Genomic DNA, 19,793 nt, shown 5'->3' on the forward strand with positions numbered 1-19,793 from the left:
GACCCTACGGGGCACCCAGGGGGTGCGGGCATCGGGTCTTTTGGCCCGTAATAGGGTCGCGGCATGCTTGATGCCCTGACGGTCGCGACTGCCGTCGCCGCGCTCGCGCTCGCCGCCTGGTGCGGCTGGGCCGCCTACCGTGATCAGCCCACCAAGGACTGGCACTTCATCGGCATGGCCGTGGTGTCGCTGCTCGCCGTGGTCCAGCTGGTGATCGGCATCGTCCAACTGGCGCGCGGCGAGAAGCCGGAGCAGGGGACGACGATCTTCGTGGCGTATCTGCTCGGCGCCTTCGCGTGCATTCCGGCCGCGGGTTTCATGTCGCTGGCGGAGCGCACTCGCTGGGGTTCGGTCACGGTGGCGGCCGGCGGCATCGTCCTCGCCGTCCTTGAGGTGCGGCTCTATGACATCTGGGGAGGCTGAGATGGCGGCCACGGAGGAGAACGGGACGGTACCTCAGGAGAAGAAGCCGACTGACGAGAAGCCGGTGGCTCGGAATCCGGTGGGAGAGAAGGCCACGGAAGAGAAGTCAGGCGCAGAGCGGCCAGCGAAGAACAAGCGGACGCGGCTCATCAGCGGCCCGGGCATGCTGCTGCTCTGGCTGTACGGCGTGATGGTCGTCGGCGCCGTCTCGCGCTCGGCCGTGCAGATCTCGACCGAGTTCGACAAGGCTCCGCTCGCCTACTCGCTGTCCGCGGTCGCGGGCGTCGTCTACGGCTTCATCACGTACTCGCTCGTGCGCGGCGGTGAGACGGCCCGCAAGGCGGCGCTGGTGTGCTGCGCCGCCGAGCTCGCGGGCGTACTGACCGTCGGGACCTGGACGCTGGTGGAGCCGTCCGCCTTCCCCGACGCCACGGTGTGGTCGGACTACGGGATGGGCTATCTGTTCATCCCGGTGCTGCTGCCGCTGTCGGCGATGTACTGGCTGCGCAAGGCGCGTGCCGCCGGTTCGGTAACCCCGGTTCAGTAACCGCACATTCGCTGGCAGCTACGCGCTGGCCACGAACGCGCCCGCCTCGGCACCCTTCGCCAGGGTCACCAGTGTGAGCCGCTCGTCGACGCGCTCCTGGGAGACCGGGGCGTAGCCGTGCTTGCGGTAGAGGCGGAGATTGCGCTCGCTGCGGTGGCCCGTGAAGAGCTGGAAGGACTTGGCCGCGCCGTCCTCGCCGAGCCGGGCCTCGATCGCGGCGAGCAGGCGTCCGCCGAGGCCGTGGCTCTGCATGCGCGGGTGGACGATGAGCTTGTTGATGCGGGCCGTGCCGTCGGGGTCGACGGCGCCACGGACCGAGGCCACCACCTCTTCTCCGAGCCGGGCCACCAGCACGGTGCCGCCCGCCAGTTCCGCCCTGAGGGAGTCGAGCGGCTGTGTGAGCGGCTCGATGCCGTAGTCGCCGTACAGCTCGGCCTCGCTCTGGTAGCAGAGGTACTGCAGCTTGAGGATCTGCTCTGCGTCCTGCTCGGTCGCCGCCGAGATGGTCACGCTCATGCCCATGTGTGCATGCCTCCCGCTCACCTGTTCACCGGATGTCCCTCACTCCTATCCCCGCCGTCAGCGGGCCGCAACCTCCACCGTGAGCAATCGCCGCAGACATCCCAGGCATCTGGAACGTTCCGGGCCAAGACTGCCCTGTGAGATACCCAACTCCCCTGCGATCTCCTGGTAGGTGAGGTCCTTCGGGGAGAGCAGTGCCGCCACCAGGCTCGGGCAGCGGCCGGGCAGGCGTCGTACGGCGGCGTGCAGCGCGCGGCGGCGGTCGGCGGTCATCGCCTCCTGTTCCGGGCCGGGACCGCGTTCGTCGGCGGGTTCGGAGGCATACGGCTGTTCAATGCGGGCCGTACGGCGGCTGCGGCGGGCCTCCGAGCGCACGGCGCGGCGCAGCCAGCCCTGCGGATCAACCGGTGGGCCCTCGCTGTCGAGTCGCTCCAGGAGGCGCAGCCAGACGGCCTGTTCCAGGTCGCTCTGCTCGGCGCCGGACGCATACGCCTCGGCCGAGGCCTCGGCGGCGAGGAGGGGGCGCAGCGTGGCCACCATGTCGTGTGTCATATGCGGCACGACGCGGCCGCCCCGGCGCGAGGTTGCCGGAGCGGCCGACTGTCACCCCAATCGGGGTGGCGGGGTCATCCGTTGACGCGGGTCATCCGTCGAGGAAGTCCGCGCGGGCGAGCAGCGCGGTGTCCGCGTTGTCGGAGAAGACGCCGTCGATGCCCGTCTCGAAGTAGGTCTGGAACGCGCCGAAGGCGTCCCCGTAGGCGGTCGGGTCGGTGCCCTTGCGGAAGTTCGCGGGCAGGAAGGGGTTCTCGTTGCGCATGGTGTACGGGTGCAGGATCAGGCCCCGCTTGTGCGCGTCGGACACGAGCGTGGTCGGCGTGGTGAGGTTGCCGCTCGCGTCCTTCGGGATGACCAGGTCGAGGGTCGGGCCGATGCCCTGCGCGTAGCCGGCGATCTCCCTGAGGCCCTTGGGGGTGATCAGGTCGGCGACCGTGCGCGGGTCGCCCGCCTCGACGAAGTCCCAGGGGCGGCTGGTCGCGGTGGAGAGCAGGACGACCAGGGGGTTGTCGACGAGCTCGTTCAGCCGCTGGATGCTGGTCGGCTCGAACGACTGGAGGATGACCGGCGAGTTCCGCTTGTCCTTGCCGTACTTGTGCAGCAGCTTGGCCACCCGCTCCTCCAGGCCGAGGCCCAGCTTGCGGAAGTAGGTGGGGTGCTTGGTCTCGGGGTAGATCCAGACCTGCTTGCCGCGCCTGCGGGTCTGCTCGTCCTGCCAGCGGAGCACCTCTTCGAAGGTGGGGATCTCCCAGCGGCCGTTGTAGAGGGTGTTGTGCGGGCGGTTGGCCGGGATGCGCTCGACGGCGCGCAGGGTCTTCAGCTCGGCGAGCGTGAAGTCCTCGGTGAACCAGCCCGTCGTGGCGACCCCGTCGAGGGTCTTGGTGGTCTTGCGGTCGGCGAACTCGGGGTGTGCCGAGACATCCGTGGTCCCGCCGATCTCCGGCTCGTGGCGGCATACGAGGTGGCCGTCCTTGGTGGGCACCAGGTCGCCCGCCTCGACGATGTCCGCGCCCATGTCGAGGGCCAGCTGGTACGAGCCGAAGGTGTGCTCCGGCCGGTAGCCGCTGGCCCCGCGGTGCCCGATGATCGTCGGCACGGGCAGGCTCTTCAGGCCGCCGTCCCCGTGCTGCGCGTCGGCGGCTCTCGCCGTGCCCGCCGTGCCCAGTGCCGCCACGCCCGCGCCGAGCACCGCCGCGCCGAGCAGCGCCCGCCGTCCGGTCCCGCGTGTCCGCTCGTCCGACTCCTGCGTTCCCATGAGCGCCTCCGTCGTCCTGTCTTCGCCAGTGCGGGCCGATCGTAGAGGCGCGCCCGTGACGGGCGGGAGACGTCGTCGGGAACACGGGGGTGACGCTGGATGTCGTACGAGGACAGAGTTCTGACGATCCGTCCGCTTGGCCCCGGCCGGATCGGGTACGCGGCGATTGGGCCCTCCGGGCGATGTCGGGTACGCGCCCACTGGGCCTGACGGGCGATGTCCGTCACATCGTGGCGGTCACGTTACGCGCGGCCGACGGAGCGACACCGCAGGTAAAGCTGCGTCAACAGTGCGTAAGACCTCGGTGAACCCGATGTGCCCGATGTGCAATACCCCGGGGGGCGCGAGTATCGTCCTCACCTGCACAGACTTCATACCGATCCCTTGACACCGGAGGGCCCGTTGTCCCGCTTCGCGCTCATCAAGGCAGTGCTCGGACCGATCATGCGCCTGATGTTCCGCCCACGGGTGGAGGGCGTGGAGCACATCCCGGGCGACGGTCCCGTCATCCTGGCCGGCAACCACCTCACGTTCATCGACTCGATGATCCTTCCGCTCGTCTGCGACCGGCAGGTGTTCTTCATCGGCAAGGACGAGTACGTCACCGGCAAGGGCTTCAAGGGCCGTCTGATGGCCTGGTTCTTCACCGGCGTCGGCATGATCCCGGTGGACCGGGACGGCGCGAACGGCGGTGTCGCGGCGCTGATGACCGGCCGCCGTGTCCTGGAGGAGGGCAAGGTCTTCGGGATCTACCCCGAGGGCACGCGCTCCCCCGACGGCCGCCTGTACCGCGGCCGCACCGGCATCGCCCGGCTGACCCTGATGACCGGCGCCCCGGTCGTGCCGTTCGCGATGATCGGCACGGACAAGCTGCAGCCGGGCGGGGCGGGGATGCCGCGGCCCGGCCGCGTCACGGTTCGCTTCGGCGAGGCCATGGAGTTCTCGCGCTACGAGGGCATGGACCGTGACCGGTATGTGCTGCGGGCCGTGACCGACTCCGTCATGACCGAGGTCATGCGGCTCTCGGGTCAGGAGTACGTGGACATGTACGCCACGAAGGCGAAGGCCGCGTAGCGCCTCCGGCCGACTGCCGGTTTTCGGGTGCGGCTGCGCTGGCTGGTCGCGCCGTTCCCCGCGCCCCTGAGGGGCGCTTCCACTACGGCGTGCTTTCCAGGCGCTGTCCCCTCAGCAGGAACCATGCCGCCACCGCCGTGGCGAGCAGTACCACCGCGCCGCCGCCCGCCGCGAGCGTGAGGCCGTCGACGAAGGACTCGCGGGCCGCGTTCAGCAGGGCCTCGGAGGTGTGGGCGGGGAGACCCTGTGCCGCCTCCACCGCACCGCCGAGCGACTCGTGGGCCGCGGCAGGTGTGCCCGCCGGGCCGGTGAACCCCGCGTAGACGCCGGTCACGATGGAGCCGAGCAGGGCGATGCCGAGGGCGGCGCCGAGTTCGTACGCCGTCTCGGAAACCGCGGACGCGGCGCCCGCCTGCTCCTTGGGCACGCTGGAGAGGATCACGTCGGCGGTGACGGTGAACGAGAAGCCCGCGCCGATGCCGACGACCAGCAGGGCGGCGCCGAGCAGCGGATAGCCCGTGGACTGGCTCAACAGGGTGAGCGAACCGAGCGCCAGACCCACCGCGGCGAGACCGCCGGAGACCACGGCGCGCACCGAGAACCGCCGCGCGAACGTGCCCGCGACCAGACCCGTCGCCACCGCGCCGACGGCGGCGGGAACTTCGGCGAGCCCGGCCTCGAACGGCCCCCTGCCCTGCACGAGTTGCAGGTACTGGGAGAGGAAGAAGACGAGCCCGGACAGGCCGAGGACGGTGAAGAGGTCCGCGAGCACCGCTCCGGAGAAGCCCCGGTTGCGGAACAGCCGTACGTCCAACAGCGGTGCGGGCAGCGTGAGTTGGCGGCGCACGAACCAGTACAGGGCGGCGGCACCGAACAGACCGGTGGCCACCGGCTGCCAGCCGAGACCGTGCGCGGCGGCTTCCTTCACCGCGTACACGACGCCGATCATGCCGACGAGCGAGAGGGCGACGCTGGACAGGTCCCAGGGCCCGGGGTTCGGGTTCTTCGACTCGGGCAGCAGCCTGCTGCCGACGAGGACGAGGACGATCATCACCGGGAGGTTGATGAGGAAGACGGAACCCCACCAGAAGTGTTCGAGCAGGAATCCTCCGGCGACCGGCCCGACTGCCGTACCGGCGGAGGCGGTCGCACCCCAGATGCCGACGGCGAGGCTGCGCTCGCGCGGGTCGTGGAAGAGGTTGCGGATCAGGGCGAGTGTGGCGGGCATCAGGGTCGCGCCCGCGACGCCGAGCAGCGCCCGCGCCAGGATCATCAACTCCGGTGTCGTGGCATAGGCGTTGAGCACCGATATCAGACCGAACGCCGTGGCGCCGACGAGCAGCAGCTTCTTGCGGCCGATGCGGTCGCCGAGGCTGCCCATGGAGACGAGCAGACCGGCGATGACGAACGAGTAGACGTCACCGATCCACAGGAGCTGCGTGCCCGAGGGCTTCAGGTCCTCACTGATGTACGGCGTCGCGAGGCCGAGGACGGTCGCGTCGACGGCTACAAGGAGCACGGCGAGGATCAACACCGAGAGCGCAGCCCAACGGCCCGGGCGCTTCTCCACCGCCGCCGTCGATACCGGCTGCAGGGTGCTGGTCATGATTCCTCTCTCCGTAGTGCGCCGCCGAGCAGCAGCTCGACGATCATGTAGTGGAAGTCCTTGGCGGCGACCCGGCCCTCGGTCACGGCCCACGCCCCCGAGGCCATCAGTCCGTACAGCGCCTCGGTGAGCCAGGCCGGGCTGAGGTCGATGCGGAACTCGCCGCTCTCCTGACCGCGCCGGAACAGGGCGGCCATCCGCCCGTCCAGCCGGGCCCAGCCCTCGTTCTGCTCCTCGCCCTCGAACAGCTGGTTCTCGGTGTAGAGGAAGGCGAGCAGTCCGGCCGCTCTTTCGAGCTCCTTCACCAGGCGGCGCACGGCCTCCTGGGCGGTGTCCTCGTCGAGGCGGGCGGCGTCCAGGGCTGCCTCGCACTCCTGGATGCCGAGCGACTCCAGCGCCCGTACGAGCGCGTCGCGGCCCGCGAACTGGCGGTGCAGCGTGGCCCGGCTGATCCCGGCCGCCTTGGCGACCTCGTCCATGGTGGCGGTGGATTTGCGGGTGAGCAGGGCGGCTGCGCTGCGCAGCACGTGGTCACGGTCGACGGCCATGAGGCAATGATAGACCACATGAGACATCTTTGTCTCATTGAATACATGCGTGTCTCATCGACCGGTGTCAGTCGGGAGATGCTCAGTGCCAGGGCAGCTGTCCGCGCCGCTCCCAGTACGCCTGCGGATCCTCCACGAGCGCGGCGAGCCGGGACAGCTGGTCGTCGTCGAGGTCGACGACCGCGGCGTGCAGATTCGAGGCGAGCTGGTTGGCGGTGGCCGCCCCGGAGAGCACGACACCGACCCAGGGTTGGCGCAGGATCACCGCCAGGGCCACCGCGTCACAGCCCAGGGACGTCTCCGCGGCGACGGCCTTCAGGGCGTCCGGCGCATACGGCCCCGCGAGCCGGCCGTTGGCCACGCCCTCCTTGACGATCACCGTCAGCCCGGCGTCGTGGGCCTCGGCCAATGCGGGCGCGGCCGAGGTCTCCAGCACGTTGTACGTGGCCTGCACCGTGCGGAAGAGCGGTTCGTCGTCCACCGTCACGGCCAGCGCGGCGCGGATGGCGTCGGCCTGAGTGGGCCCGCTGGTGGAGAAGCCGATCGAGAGACCTTGCGCGGCCGCTTCGGCGAGCTTGGCGTGGAGTTCCTTGTCTGTGAGGGCCGGGCTGTCCGGGGTCACCGAGTGGATCTGATAGAGGTCGAGCCGGTCGCCGAGCAGCTCCGCCGTCTCGGCGCGCTGCCGCTCGTACGTGGCGAGGCTGTGGTCCTTGACCTCGTGCGCCTCGGCGTCGATGCGCCAGTCCGCCGTGTAGGTGTAGCCCCACTTGCTGCCGATCACGACGTCGTCGATGTCGGGCCGGTGGTTCAGCCAGTCGGCGAGGAACTCCTCGGAGCGGCCGTAGGAGCGGGCGACGTCGAAGTAGCGCACGCCCTGGGCGTAGGCGGCTTCGAGGAGTTCATGGGTGCGCTCGCGCAGGGCGTCGACACTGCGGTCGGCCGGGAGGTCCTGTTCACGGCCCAGGTTGATGTAGCCGGGGCGGCCTACGGCGGCCAGGCCGAGGCCGATGTGGGCGGTGGCAGTCGTCGCTGCGGCCAGGCGGGCGAAGGGCATCGCGGGCTCCGTTCGGTCGGCTCCGTTACGGCTCCGGACCAACGTATCCCGCGATGTCCTTCTCGTACGCGACCTGCTACTTCTTCTGCTTCGCCGTGGCCCAGGCGTGCTGGCCGGCCACATCCGACTTGACCTCGGCGAGCTGCACGGCGACCGCGCTCGGCGCCGTGCCGCCACGGCCGTTGCGGGAGGCCAGGGCGCCGTGGACGTTGAGGACGGTCCGCACCTCGGGCGTCAGATGCGCGGAGATCTTCGCGAACTGCTCGTCGGTCAGACCGTCCAGCTCGATGCCCTCGGCCTCCGCGACCTTCACGCACTCGCCCGCGACCTCGTGCGCGACACGGAACGGCACGCCCTGCTTGACCAGCCACTCGGCGATGTCGGTGGCGAGCGAGAAGCCGGCCGGGGCCAGCTCCTCCATGCGCTCGCGGTTGACGGTGAGCGTGGCCATCATGCCCGTGAAGGCGGGGAGCAGTACCTCCAGCTGGTCGCAGGAGTCGAAGACCGGCTCCTTGTCCTCCTGGAGGTCGCGGTTGTACGCGAGCGGGAGGGCCTTGAGCGTCGCCATCAGGCCGGTCAGGTTGCCGATCAGACGGCCCGACTTGCCGCGCGCCAGCTCGGCGATGTCCGGGTTCTTCTTCTGCGGCATGATCGACGAGCCCGTCGAGAACGCGTCGTGGAGGGTGACGAAGGAGAACTCCTTCGTGTTCCAGATGATGACCTCTTCGGCGATCCGGGAGAGGTTCACGCCGATCATCGCGGTGATGAAGGCGAACTCGGCGACGAAGTCGCGGGAGGCCGTGCCGTCGATGGAGTTCGCGGAGCTGCCGTGCTCGAAGCCGAGGTCCTTGGCGACCGCCTCCGGGTCGAGGCCGAGGGAGGAACCGGCCAGCGCACCCGAGCCGTAGGGCGACACGGCCGTCCGCTCGTCCCACTGGCGCAGGCGTTCGGCGTCCCGGGACAGGGACTGGACGTGCGCGAGGACGTGGTGGGCGAAGAGCACCGGCTGGGCGTGCTGAAGATGCGTACGACCGGGCATCGCGACGTCCGGGTGGGCCTCGGCCAGGCCGATCAGGGCGTCCTGGAGGTCGGCGATCAGGCCGCCGATGACGCGGGCGTGGTCGCGCAGATACATCCGGAACAGGGTCGCGACCTGGTCGTTCCTCGACCGTCCCGCGCGCAGCTTGCCGCCGAGGTCGGGGCCGAGACGTTCGAGAAGGCCGCGCTCCAGGGCGGTGTGGACGTCCTCGTCGGCGATGGTGCCCACGAAGTCGCCGGACGCCACGTCCGCTTCGAGCCGGTCGAGGCCCGCGAGCATGCGCGTCAGCTCGTCGTCCGTGAGCAGGCCCGCCTTGTGCAGCACGCGCGCGTGGGCACGCGAACCGGCGATGTCGTACGGCGCGAGGCGCCAGTCGAAGTGGACCGACGCGGACAGCTTGGCCAGGGCCTCGGCGGGACCGTCGGCGAAACGGCCGCCCCAGAGCCGTACGTCACCGCTGTTGCTGCTCACTTGCGTTGCTCCTCGGAGATGGTGGCTGTGTTTTCTGGGGGACACCCCAGACCCTCGTGCAACCGCCCCCCTGCCGACCGGCGGTCAGGGGGGCGGCATTCACGCTACTGCTTACGCGAGGTCGCGCTTCGCCGCGATCTTCGACGACAGGCTGTAGATGTCGATGAAGCCCTTGGCCGCGGCCTGGTCGAACGAGTCGCCCGTGTCGTACGTCGCCAGGTTGAAGTCGTAGAGCGAGGTGTCGGAGCGCCGGCCGGTGACGACGGCGCGGCCGCCGTGCAGGGTCAGTCGGATGTCGCCGTTGACATGCTCGTTGGCCTCGTTGATGAAGCCGTCCAGGGCGCGCTTGAGCGGGGAGAACCACTGGCCGTCGTAGACCAGTTCGCCCCAGCGCTGCTCGACCTGCCGCTTGTAGCGGGCGAGTTCGCGCTCGACGGTGACGTTCTCCAGCTCCTGGTGGGCCGTGATCAGCGCGATCGCGCCCGGGGCCTCGTACACCTCGCGGGACTTGATGCCCACGAGCCGGTCCTCGACCATGTCGATCCGGCCGATGCCCTGGGCACCGGCGCGCTCGTTGAGCTGCTGAATGGCCTGGAGCACGGTGACGGGCTTGCCGTCGATGGCGACCGGGACGCCCTGCCTGAAGGAGATGATCACCTCGTCGGCCTCGCGGGACTCGGCCGGGTTGGAGGTGTACTCGTAGATGTCCTCGATCGGGGCGTTCCAGATGTCCTCCAGGAAGCCCGTCTCGACGGCGCGCCCGAAGACGTTCTGGTCGATGGAGTACGGGGACTTCTTGGTGGTGGCGATCGGGAGCTGCTTCTCCTCGCAGAAGGCGATCGCCTTGTCCCGGGTCATCGCGTAGTCACGGACGGGGGCGATGCACTTGAGGTCGGGGGCGAGGGCGACGATGCCGGCCTCGAACCGCACCTGGTCGTTGCCCTTGCCGGTGCAGCCGTGGGCGACCGTGGTGGCGCCGTGCTTCTGGGCGGCGGCGACGAGGTGCTTGACGATCGTCGGCCTGGAGAGGGCGGAGACCAGCGGGTAGCGGTCCATGTAGAGGGCGTTGGCCTTGATCGCCGGGAGGCAGTACTCATCGGCGAACTCGTCCTTGGCGTCCGCGACCTCGGCCTCGACGGCACCGCAGGCGAGCGCGCGCTTGCGGATGACGTCCAGGTCCTCGCCGCCCTGGCCGACGTCCACGGCAACGGCGATGACCTCGGCGCCCGTCTCCTCGGCGATCCAGCCGATGGCGACGGAGGTGTCCAGACCGCCCGAGTAGGCGAGTACGACGCGCTCGGTCACGGGATTCTCCTCACAGTGCATTCGCTGATATGCATGAGTATGCAGGGCTCTGCATGATTCGTCAATCCAGGGGTCGCCGACTCGGAAATCCCGGAAGCGATTGAACGCGTGAAACCGCTTTCTCGTACTTCACTCCGAACGCAGGCGCCGCGTTCGTCGATCCACTCCCGTGCACCCACTCCTGACCAAGTGAGGCTTCCGCATGTCCAGGGCTCTTCCGAAGTACCACAAGCGCCGCGTAGTGATGATCGGCGGCGCCGCCGCGGTGGTGTTGTCAGGGGCGGTGATCGCCGGTTCCGCCTTGGCCGGGGAGACGTCCAAGAACAGCGGCCAGAACGCCACGACGAAGGCCGCGTCCCCGGGCACGGTGAACTGCCCGGCCGTCGCGCCGAGCCTGCCCGCGGTTCCCGCCTCCGCCAAGGCCGAGGTCGACCGCAATCTGGCGCTCCTGAACACGCAGATCTCCGAGGCCGACAAGAGGCTGGTCGACACGGTCGGCCAAGGCGGACCGAACTTCGTCCAGAACGCGATCCTCGGCCCCCTCAAGGACAAGCGGGTCGCCACCATCAATCGCATCGCGACGGCCATCGGGCGCACCGCGGCCAAGCCGCAGGGGCTGGACGCCCTGGCGCCGTGCACGCTGAACTCGGCGGGAGGCGGGGCCGCCGCCACGCCGAGTGCGGCCGCTTCCGCGAGCGCGCCGGCGACCGCTCAGGCGGGCGGCGGCAGCGGAAACACCAACACGGCGGGCACCATCTCCTGCCCCGACGTCGCGTCGAAGCTGCCCGCGGTTCCCGCCTCCGCCAAGGCCGAGGTCGACCGCAATCTGGCGCTGCTGAACACCCAGCTCTCCGAGGCGAACACGCGGCTGGCGAACACCGTCGGCCAGGGCGGCCCCAACTTCGTCCAGAACGCGATCCTCGGCCCCCTGAAGGACAAGCGCGTCTCCACCATCGACCGCATCGCCATCTCCATCGGCCGCACCGCGGCCAAGCCGCAGGGCCTGGACTCCCTCGCCGCCTGCACGCTCACCAAGTGACATGACAGGCGCTGTGGCCGCCCCGCGCAACGCCGGCCGGGGGCGGCCACGGGCCTACCGGAACCATCAATTCATTAGACAGGCGAAAGACTTTCCTCAATAATCGTTAGACATGGGAAAGACTTATGAGCGCATAGACGGCCGCCTGCGTACGTTCATCGAGGCGCAGCCCCTCTTCTTCACCGCGACCGCGCCCCTGTCCGGGGACGGCACCATCAACCTCTCCCCCAAGGGGCTCACCGGCTCGTTCGCCGTGCTCGACGAGCTGACCGTGGCCTATCTGGACTTCGCGGGAAGCAACGCCGAGACGATCGCGCATCTGCGGGAGAACGGCCGGGTCACCCTCATGTGGTGCGCCTTCCAGGGCCCGCCCAACATCGTCCGGGTGCACGGCCGCGGTGAGCCCGTCTTCCGGGACGATCCGCGCTTCCCGGAACTGCTCACACACTTCCCGGACATCGACCCGACCCCGCACGGCCTGCGCGCGATCATCGTGGTGAGCGCCGAACTCGTCCGTGACACCTGTGGTTACGCGGTGCCCTTCATGTCGTACGACGAGGATCGCGATCTGCACGGCAAGCGGTTCGCGCGCGAGGACGACACCTCGCTCAGCGAGTACTTCGGCAAGAAGGAGCACATCGCCACGAGCCTGGACGGCCTGCCTGGGTTGCCGCTGCCGCTGCCGCCGTCCCCGGTCTGAGCCATGCGCGCGGCGCCTGCACCGAGAGCACGACTGCGGTGTAGGGGTGTGGGCCGTCTCGTGGCTACCGGTCGTGTGTGGCCGGTCGCGCCCGTGCGGCGGAGCCGCATGTGTCCGCGCCCCTTGAGGGGTGCCTCAGCCGCCCTTGGTTGACAGGCGGACCGTGAACGTTGTCGTGCCCGGACGGCTCTCGAGTGCGACCGTGCCTCCGTGCGCTTCCACCACCGCCGCCACGATCGACAGTCCCAGCCCCGCGCCGCCGCCCGCGCCCTCGGTGCGGCGGCGGTCGGCTCGGGTGAAGCGTTCGAAGACGCCGGGTTGCACGTCCTCCGGGACTCCCGGGCCATCGTCGTGGACCGTGAGGACGGCCGTCTTGTCGTCGGTCTCCAGCGACACCGTCACCTTGGTGCCAACGGGCGTGTGCAAACGAGCGTTGGCCAACAAGTTGGCCAACACCTGTTGGAGCCGGTGCGCGTCACCGGTCACCGTCACCGGCTCCTCCGCCAGCTCCAGCGTCCAGCGGTGGTCGGGGCCCACGGCCCGTGCGTCGGTGACCGCGTCGAGGACGAGGTGGGTGAGGTCGACGGGGAGCCGTTCCAGCGGACGGCCCGCGTCGAGGCGGGCGAGGAGCAGCAGGTCGTCGACCATCTCGCCCATGCGGGCCGACTCGGCGGCGATGCGTTCCAGGGCGCGGGTCACCTTGGGGGGCACCGGGCCCGGGTGCAACAACGCCAGTTCGGCGTGGCCGCGGACCGAGGCCACCGGGGTGCGCAGCTCATGGCTGGCGTCGGCGGCGAAGCTGCGCAGCCGTTCCTCGCTCGCGTGCCGCTTGGTCAGCGCGTCCTCGACATGGCCGAGCATGCGGTTGAAGGCACCGGCGACCCGGCCCACCTCGCTGCGCGGGTCGGACTCGGGCGCACGTGGCGGCAGCGCCACCTCGCCGCTGGCGAGCGGGAGTTCGCTGACCCGGGTCGCGGTCGCGGCGACCCGGTTCAGCGGGCGCAGTGACCAGCGCACCCAGAGGGCGCCGGTGACGCCGGCGACGGCGAGAGCCGCGCCGAAGACGGCGGAGGCCACCAGTTCCAGACGGTGGACCGCGGCCGTGACGGGCTCCATCGGCAACCCGGTGATCAGGACGTCGCCGTCGCGGCCCGGCGCCGCCGTCACCCGGTACTCGCCCACCGCCGACAGGCAGATGGTGTGTCCACCGCCGTCGAGCGGGACTCCGGCGAGGGCCTTCTTGTCGGCGGCTGTCACGGCCACGTTCACGGCGGTCGCCTTGCCGCCGGAGGGTACGACCGCCGCGTTGGTGACGTCCTGGCCCACCAGCCGGGCGCCGAGGGTCCCGGCGCTCTGGTTGCGGGTGTCGCCGTGTTCGTCGCCGTCGTGGTCCGACGGCTTCACAGCCCCGTGCTCCAGGCTCGCCGGGAACCGCGCTCCCACGTCGTGCAGTTGCTGGTCGAGGCGGCCGGTAAGGAAGCCGTTCAATTCGTACACGGCGGCCACCCCGACGGCGGCGCAGCTGACGGCGAGCAGCACCACGAGCCCGGCGGTGAGCCGGGCCCGCATCGTGCGCGGGCGCGGCAGCCCGCGCACGCCCGCCCCCAGCCACGCCCACCGTCCCCTCACCCACGACGACTGCCGACTCGCCCACGGCCACCACCGCGGGCTCATCGTCCCGCCACCGGCTTGATCACGTATCCGGCGCCGCGCACCGTGTGGATCATGGGCTCGCGGCCCGCGTCCACCTTCTTGCGCAGATACGAGATGTAGAGCTCCACGACATGGGCCTGGCCGCCGAAGTCGTACGACCAGACGCGGTCGAGGATCTGCGCCTTGCTGAGGACCCGGCGCGGGTTGCGCATCAGGAAACGCAGGAGCTCGAACTCGGTCGGCGACAGCTCGATCAGCTCGCCGCCCCGGGTCACCTCACGGGCCTCCTCGTCCATGACCAGGTCGCCGACGACCAGCCGCGGTCCCTCGTCCAGCTGCCTGGCCATGCCCGCGCGGCGGAGCAGCCCGCGCAGCCGGGCGACGACCTCCTCCAGACTGAACGGCTTGGTGACGTAGTCGTCGCCGCCCGCGGTGATGCCGGCGATACGGTCCTCGACGGCGTCCCGCGCGGTGAGGAAGAGGACGCAGACGTCGGGCTTCACGGTGTGCAGGTCGCGCAGCACATGGAAGCCGTCGGTGTCCGGGAGCATCACATCGAGGACGACGGCGTCGGGCAGCAGCTCCCGCGCCCCGGCGACGGCCGAGGCCCCGTCGCCCGCCGTGCGCACCTCCCAGCCCTCGTAGCGCAGGGCACCGGAGAGGACCTCGGCCAGATCGGGGTCGTCGTCGACGACGAGGACGCGTACAGGGGTGCCGTCGGGCCGGGTGAGCGCGGGCCGGCCGTTGCCTCGGGAGCGGGGAGTGTTCATGTCGTCTTCCAGCATCGCTCTTCCCGGAGGCCGCACCTCCCCGCGGCGCCTCTGAGTTTCCTCTGAGTCGCCTCTCCTCTTCGCTCTCGGTTTCCTGTGAGTCTCCGCCGAAAGCCCCTGTTCAGAGCTTCCTCAGAAGTTCCGGACGCACAGTTTCCTCCCGGACAGCCGGAAGGACGGACAGATGACCACGGTGTACGAGCGGGCTGCGGTCCCGCGCCCCACCCGAGGACGCAGGCGACCCCGCCCCTCGCCCGCCGGGCCGCTGCTGGCCCTGCTCTGGGCCGGAGCCGTCGCCGTCGTCGCCCTGTGGTGGACCGACACCCGGTCGGTGGTGGGCCTCGCCGGATGGCTGACCGACGCCGGGCGGATCGCCGGGCTGCTGTGCGGCTACAGCTGTGCGGTGCTGGTGGCGCTGATGGCCCGCGTTCCCCTCCTGGAGCGGCGCATAGGCTCCGACCGGGTTGCCCGCTGGCACGCCATGGCGGGCCGGTACACCATCTGCCTGCTCGTCGCGCATGTCACGCTGATCCTCTTCGGGTACGCGGCCCAGGACGGGTCGGGCATCGTGCACGAGACGCTGAGCGTGGTGTTCGACTATCCGGACATGCTCAAGGCCACGATCGGCACGCTCATCCTCTTCGCCGTCGGGATCACCTCGGCGCGTGCGGCCCGCCGTCGGATCCGCCACGAGTTCTGGTACTACGTGCACCTGCTCACGTACGTGGCGGTCTTCCTCGCCTTCTTCCACCAGCTCGCACTCGGCTCCGACCTCGTCGGCGACAACGTCGCCCAGGCCGCCTGGTACGTGCTCTACCTGGGCACGGCCGCGCTGGTCGGGTGGTTCAGGCTGCTCGTCCCGGTGCGGCTCAATCTGCGCCACCGGCTGCGCGTGGAGTCCGTGTACCGCGAGGCGCCGGGGGTCTTCTCCATCGTGGTGCGCGGGGAACGGCTGGACGAACTGAACGCCCAGGCGGGACAGTTCTTCCGCTGGCGGTTCCTCTCGGACGGGATGCGTTGGACCTCCACGCCGTACTCGCTGTCGGCGCCGCCACGGCCGGACCGGATGCGGATCACCGTGAAGGCGCTGGGCGACCACAGCGCCGCGGTGGGGCTGCTGCGGCCCGGCACCCGGGTGTGGGCGGAAGGCCCGTACGGCTCGCTGACCGCCGAACGGCGCACCTCGTCGAAGGCGCTGCTGATCGCGGGCGGCGTCGGCATCACGCCGTTGCGCGCCCTGTTCGAGACCCTGCCGGGCCAGGTCACCCTCCTCTACCGGGCGCGTACGGCCGAAGACCTCGCGCTGGGCGGCGAGTTGGAGGCCATCGCGAAGTGGCGCGGCGCGCGCGTCCTGTACGCGGTCAACGGCGCCGACGGCACACGCCCGCGGTTCACCGCCGAGTCCCTGCGGGCGAGCGTGCCCGACCTCGCGGCGCACGACGTCTACCTGTGCGGCCCGCCCGCGATGGCGCAGGACCTGTACGGGGCGCTGCGCGCGGCGGGTGTCCCCGACCGCCGTATCCACCACGAGTCGTTCGAGCTGTGAGGCCGCCTTGCACGCCCTGAAGAAGCAACGTCCGCTGCGCCGCGTCGTACTGGCGGCCGCCAGTACAGTCACCGGTGTCGTCCTGCTGCTGTCGCTGAAGCCGCACACGCCGCCGACCGTGGCGCAGGCGTCCTCGTCCGCCGGCCAGTCCCAGACCCAGGCCCCGTCCCCTGGAACCTCCTCGGGCAGCTCCTCCGGGAGCACGAAGAGCACGGGCACCAAGACCGTCACCGGTGAGACGGTCCAGACCCGTTGGGGCCCCGTCCAGGTGCGCATCACGCTCAAGAACGGAAAGATCACTGACGTCACCGCGGTCGCCTACCCCTCGGACAATCCGAAGGACCAGGAGATCAACAGCTACGCGATACCCCAGCTCAGGCGCGAGGCGCTGGCCGCGCAGAGCGCGCAGATCGACTCGGTCTCCGGTGCCACGTACACCAGTGACGGTTACAAGCAGTCCCTCCAGTCGGCACTGGACTCCGCGGGCCTCTGAACGCACTGCCGTCGTGGGCCGTATCTCTGGGCCAGGGGACCACTCCCCTTGCCCCGTCCCCACGGACGAACACGGAGGAACCGTGTCCACGATCGCCGGTGGTCGCGCCGCGCGGCGCCAGACCATGCGCCGTATCCGCCCTCGCCGCTCGCCCGCCGTCCCGTTGCTGCTCGCCGTCTGGGCGGGCGCGGCCGGGGTCATCTGGCTGTGGTGGAACAACACCCCGTCCATCGCGGACGACAACAGCAAGATCCTCAACGCGGGCCGGATCACCGGACTGCTCGCCGGCTACCTGATGGCGCTCGTGGTGCTGCAGATGGCCCGCGTTCCCGCCCTGGAGCGCCGGGTGGGCTCCGACCGGGTCGCGCGCTGGCACGCCATGAGCGGCCGGTACACGATCTGCCTGGTCCTGGCCCACCTCTTCCTGACCATGTGGGGCTACGCCCTGCAGTCGGGCAAGGGGCTCGGCGGGATCGTGCAGCAGACCATCGACTCGGTGAACCAGCTGCCCGACATGGGCAAGGCCGCGATCGGCACGGGTCTGCTGGTGCTCATCGGGTTCATCTCCATCGGCGGGATCCGCCGTCTGATCCCGTACGACACCTGGTATCACGTCCACTTGCTGACGTACGCCGCCGTGTTCCTGACGTTCTGGCACCAGCTGTCCACCGGCAACGACTTCGCCGTCGAGCCCGCCGCGAAGACCGCCTGGTACGGGCTGTACGGGTCGGTGACCGCGCTGGTGATCTGGTACCGGGTCCTCGCGCCGATCCGGCTCAACGTGAAGCACCGGATGCGGGTCGAGGCGGTGATCGAGGAGACGCCCGGGATCGTGTCGGTGCTGATCAGCGGGCGGAAGCTGCACCGGATGGGCGCGGAGGCCGGGCAGTTCTTCCGCTGGCGCTTCCTGGCGCCGGGGATGCGGCTCAGCTCCCACCCGTACTCGCTGTCGGCGGCGCCCCGCCCCAACATGCTGCGCATCACCGTGAAGGCGATCGGCGACCACAGCGCCGCGCTGCGCGACCTGGAGCCGGGCACCCGGGTCTGGGCGGAGGGCCCGTACGGGGCGCTGACGGCGGGCAAGCGCAGCCGCGGCAAGGTGCTCCTGGTGGCGGGCGGCGTCGGCATCACGCCGATGCGGGCGCTGTTCGAGACGCTGCCCGGCGCGTCCGGCGACCTGACGCTGCTCTACCGGGCCAACAGCACCCAGGACCTGGCCCTGTGGGACGAGCTCGCCGCCATCTCCAAGGAGCGCGGGGCCCGCCTGATGTACGCGGTGAACAGTCCCGAAGGGGAGCGCCCGGACATCTCGGCGGAGTCGCTGCGCCGCAAGCTGCCGGACATCGACCGCCACGACGTCTTCATGTGCGGGCCGCCCGGCTTCGCGCAGCAGGTGTACGAAGCACTGCGCGGCGCGGGGGTCCCCGCCCGCCGCATCCATCACGAGTCGTTCGAGATGTGAGCGACGGGAGTCAGGAGCGATGAAGAAGAGCCACCCCATTCGGCGCGTCGTGCTCGCCACCGCCGCCACCGTGTCCGGGATCGTCCTGCTGCTGTCGCTGAAGCCGGCCTCCGATCCGGCCGCGGCGTCGGCGGCGGGCGGAACGACGCCCCAGCAGACGGCGGCCGGGCAGGAGTCGCCGCAGGGCGGCGGCTCGCAGCAGACGGGCACGCAGACCGTCACCGGTGACGTGGTGAAGACCCAGTACGGGCCGGTCCAGGTACAGCTGACCATGAGCGGCGGCAAGATCACCAAGGCGGACGCCGTCCAGGCCCCCAAGGGCGGAACCAGCGACCAGAAGACCGCCCTGGCCGTACCCAAACTCAACCAGGAAGCAATCGCCGCACAGAGCGCGGACATCGACGCGGTCTCGGGGGCGACGTACACGAGCGGCGGCTACAAGCAGTCCCTGCAGTCGGCCCTGGACAAGGCGAAGGCCGCCGGCGGTACGTCGGGATCCTCGGGGGCGGCGGGGGCCTCCTCGTCGCCGCAGGCCCCCGCCACACAGACCCGCACCGTCACCGGAAACGTGGCCCAGACCCAGTACGGGCCCGTCCAGGTCCGCCTCACCCTCACCGGCGACAAGATCACCAGGGCCGAGGCCGTCCAGGCGCCCAGCGGTGGAACCAGCAGCCAGAAGACCGCCCTGGCCATCCCCGCACTCAACCAGGAAGCCGTCGCCGCCGGGAGCGCCGACATCGACGCCGTCTCCGGCGCCACCTACACCAGTGGCGGATACAAGCAGTCCCTGCAGTCGGCCCTGGACAAGGCCGGTGGCTGAGCCCGCGCAGGCCCCGCCCGCGCTGCGCCATGCCGAGGAGGTCATGGGCACGGTCTTCTCCTTCGACGTACGCGGAGGGGAACCGGCGGTCGTGCAGGCGGCGTTGGAGGAGGCGATCGCCCAACTCCACCGCGTGGACGAGGTGTTCAGCACCTACCGCGAGGACAGCCAGATCTCGCGTCTCGCGCGCGGTGAGCTGACGGTAGAGGAGTGCGATCCGGAGGTCGCCGAGGTCCTCGGTCTGGGCGCGCAGGCGGAGCGGCTGAGCGAGGGCTGGTTCAGCACGACGTACCAGGGAGAGCTCGACCCGACGGGGATCGTGAAGGGCTGGGCGACCGAGCGCGCGGCCCGGCTCATCGCGGCGGCCGGCGCGAGCGGAGTGAGCGTCAACGGCGGCGGCGACGTCCAGCTGTGCGGCGTGCCCGGGTCGCACCGGCCCTGGCGGGTCGGCGTGTCGGACCCGCTGCGCCCGGGCTCACTCGCCGCCGTGGTCTCCGCGGCCGGCGTCGACGAGCTCGCCGTGGCCACCTCCGGCACGGCCGAGCGCGGCACCCACATCGTCGACCCCCGCACCGGCAAGTCCGCGGTCACCGACCTGGTCGCCGTGACGGTGGTGGGCCCCCGGCTGACCTGGGTCGACGCCTGGGCGACGGCAGCCTTCGCGATGGGCTCCCGCCAGGCCCTGGACTGGCTGGAGTCCCTGCCCGACATCGAGGCCCTGCTGATCACGGCGGGAGACGAGGTGAGGTGCACCGGGGGGCTGGCTCAAAGACTGGGCTGAGCCCCATAAAGGGCGCGGGGCTGTGACATCATGCGGCTCCGCCGCGGGGGCGCGACCAGCCACGAACAACCCGCGGCGGAACGCGGACATACGGAATTGGAGGCGCGCCCCGACCCGGGGTGCGCCTCCA

General features: G+C 70.5%; 20 protein-coding genes. 10 read left to right on the top strand and 10 right to left on the bottom strand.

Annotated features, from left to right (window positions below):
• The first annotated feature begins 63 nt into the window (after positions 1 to 63).
• Positions 64 to 423: a hypothetical protein gene (locus AB5J53_RS10145; RefSeq protein ID WP_189187955.1), complete on the top strand. Its 360-nt coding sequence runs from the start codon at positions 64 to 66 to the stop codon at positions 421 to 423.
• Between the two features lie 163 nt (positions 424 to 586).
• Positions 587 to 970, top strand: coding sequence for a hypothetical protein (locus AB5J53_RS10150; protein WP_369252138.1), 384 nt, complete (start codon positions 587 to 589; stop codon positions 968 to 970).
• Between the two features lie 18 nt (positions 971 to 988).
• Here AB5J53_RS10150 and AB5J53_RS10155 read toward each other — a convergent pair whose 3' ends face one another.
• The 3 genes from AB5J53_RS10155 to AB5J53_RS10165 form a co-directional block, all read right to left on the bottom strand.
• Positions 989 to 1,492: a GNAT family N-acetyltransferase gene (locus tag AB5J53_RS10155; protein WP_369245292.1), complete on the bottom strand. Its 504-nt coding sequence runs from the start codon at positions 1,490 to 1,492 to the stop codon at positions 989 to 991.
• Positions 1,493 to 1,549: 57 nt separating this feature from the next.
• The gene (locus AB5J53_RS10160) at positions 1,550 to 2,044 is read right to left on the bottom strand and encodes an RNA polymerase sigma factor (RefSeq protein WP_369245293.1); all 495 of its coding nucleotides are present in this window, start codon (positions 2,042 to 2,044) and stop codon (positions 1,550 to 1,552) included.
• A gap of 91 nt (positions 2,045 to 2,135) precedes the next feature.
• The gene (locus AB5J53_RS10165) at positions 2,136 to 3,302 is read right to left on the bottom strand and encodes a glycerophosphodiester phosphodiesterase (RefSeq protein WP_369245294.1); all 1,167 of its coding nucleotides are present in this window, start codon (positions 3,300 to 3,302) and stop codon (positions 2,136 to 2,138) included.
• 384 nt (positions 3,303 to 3,686) lie between these two features.
• On the opposite strand from AB5J53_RS10165, the gene AB5J53_RS10170 reads away from it, so the two are divergent.
• Positions 3,687 to 4,376, top strand: a complete 690-nt coding sequence (locus AB5J53_RS10170; RefSeq protein WP_369245295.1) for a lysophospholipid acyltransferase family protein — start codon at positions 3,687 to 3,689, stop codon at positions 4,374 to 4,376.
• A gap of 82 nt (positions 4,377 to 4,458) precedes the next feature.
• On the opposite strand, the gene AB5J53_RS10175 is transcribed toward AB5J53_RS10170, so the two are convergent.
• From AB5J53_RS10175 to AB5J53_RS10195, 5 genes are all read right to left on the bottom strand, one after another.
• A complete protein-coding gene (locus AB5J53_RS10175; protein WP_369245296.1) occupies positions 4,459 to 5,982 on the bottom strand; it encodes an MFS transporter in 1,524 nt (507 codons plus the stop codon).
• Positions 5,979 to 6,530: a TetR/AcrR family transcriptional regulator gene (locus tag AB5J53_RS10180; RefSeq protein ID WP_369245297.1), complete on the bottom strand. Its 552-nt coding sequence runs from the start codon at positions 6,528 to 6,530 to the stop codon at positions 5,979 to 5,981. Before AB5J53_RS10180 ends, AB5J53_RS10175 begins: the two co-directional genes overlap by 4 nt.
• An 82-nt stretch (positions 6,531 to 6,612) precedes the next feature.
• Positions 6,613 to 7,584, bottom strand: coding sequence for an aldo/keto reductase (locus tag AB5J53_RS10185; RefSeq protein WP_369245298.1), 972 nt, complete (start codon positions 7,582 to 7,584; stop codon positions 6,613 to 6,615).
• Between the two features lie 76 nt (positions 7,585 to 7,660).
• Positions 7,661 to 9,094, bottom strand: a complete 1,434-nt coding sequence (argH, locus tag AB5J53_RS10190; RefSeq protein WP_369245299.1) for an argininosuccinate lyase — start codon at positions 9,092 to 9,094, stop codon at positions 7,661 to 7,663.
• Positions 9,095 to 9,205: 111 nt separating this feature from the next.
• On the bottom strand, positions 9,206 to 10,399 hold the full coding sequence (locus tag AB5J53_RS10195) for an argininosuccinate synthase (protein ID WP_369245300.1): 1,194 nt from the start codon (positions 10,397 to 10,399) through the stop codon (positions 9,206 to 9,208).
• Between the two features lie 202 nt (positions 10,400 to 10,601).
• On the opposite strand from AB5J53_RS10195, the gene AB5J53_RS10200 reads away from it, so the two are divergent.
• Both AB5J53_RS10200 and AB5J53_RS10205 read left to right on the top strand, forming a co-directional pair.
• The gene (locus AB5J53_RS10200) at positions 10,602 to 11,438 is read left to right on the top strand and encodes a hypothetical protein (protein WP_369245301.1); all 837 of its coding nucleotides are present in this window, start codon (positions 10,602 to 10,604) and stop codon (positions 11,436 to 11,438) included.
• 112 nt (positions 11,439 to 11,550) lie between these two features.
• On the top strand, positions 11,551 to 12,138 hold the full coding sequence (locus AB5J53_RS10205; protein WP_369245302.1) for a pyridoxamine 5'-phosphate oxidase family protein: 588 nt from the start codon (positions 11,551 to 11,553) through the stop codon (positions 12,136 to 12,138).
• Between the two features lie 135 nt (positions 12,139 to 12,273).
• Here AB5J53_RS10205 and AB5J53_RS10210 read toward each other — a convergent pair whose 3' ends face one another.
• Positions 12,274 to 13,707, bottom strand: a complete 1,434-nt coding sequence (locus tag AB5J53_RS10210) for a sensor histidine kinase (RefSeq protein WP_369252140.1) — start codon at positions 13,705 to 13,707, stop codon at positions 12,274 to 12,276.
• A gap of 101 nt (positions 13,708 to 13,808) precedes the next feature.
• Positions 13,809 to 14,561: a response regulator transcription factor gene (locus AB5J53_RS10215; RefSeq protein WP_369245303.1), complete on the bottom strand. Its 753-nt coding sequence runs from the start codon at positions 14,559 to 14,561 to the stop codon at positions 13,809 to 13,811.
• Positions 14,562 to 14,745: 184 nt separating this feature from the next.
• On the opposite strand from AB5J53_RS10215, the gene AB5J53_RS10220 reads away from it, so the two are divergent.
• From AB5J53_RS10220 to AB5J53_RS10240, 5 genes are all read left to right on the top strand, one after another.
• The gene (locus tag AB5J53_RS10220; RefSeq protein WP_369245304.1) at positions 14,746 to 16,107 is read left to right on the top strand and encodes a ferric reductase-like transmembrane domain-containing protein; all 1,362 of its coding nucleotides are present in this window, start codon (positions 14,746 to 14,748) and stop codon (positions 16,105 to 16,107) included.
• A 7-nt stretch (positions 16,108 to 16,114) separates the two neighbouring features.
• Positions 16,115 to 16,600 (top strand): FMN-binding protein, encoded by a 486-nt coding sequence (locus AB5J53_RS10225; RefSeq protein WP_369245305.1) that lies wholly within the window; start codon positions 16,115 to 16,117, stop codon positions 16,598 to 16,600.
• Between the two features lie 124 nt (positions 16,601 to 16,724).
• Entirely contained in the window at positions 16,725 to 18,062 is a 1,338-nt protein-coding gene (locus tag AB5J53_RS10230; protein WP_369252142.1) for a ferric reductase-like transmembrane domain-containing protein, read from the top strand.
• 19 nt (positions 18,063 to 18,081) lie between these two features.
• Complete coding sequence (locus tag AB5J53_RS10235) at positions 18,082 to 18,882, top strand: FMN-binding protein (RefSeq protein ID WP_369245306.1); 801 nt, start codon at positions 18,082 to 18,084, stop codon at positions 18,880 to 18,882.
• Entirely contained in the window at positions 18,875 to 19,663 is a 789-nt protein-coding gene (locus AB5J53_RS10240) for an FAD:protein FMN transferase (protein WP_369245307.1), read from the top strand. The genes AB5J53_RS10235 and AB5J53_RS10240 overlap by 8 nt, the downstream gene beginning before the upstream one ends.
• Positions 19,664 to 19,793: the final 130 nt, after the last annotated feature.

Origin of the sequence: Streptomyces sp. R41, from assembly GCF_041053055.1 — a bacterium.
In the GTDB taxonomy this organism is placed as follows: Bacteria; Actinomycetota; Actinomycetes; order Streptomycetales; family Streptomycetaceae; genus Streptomyces.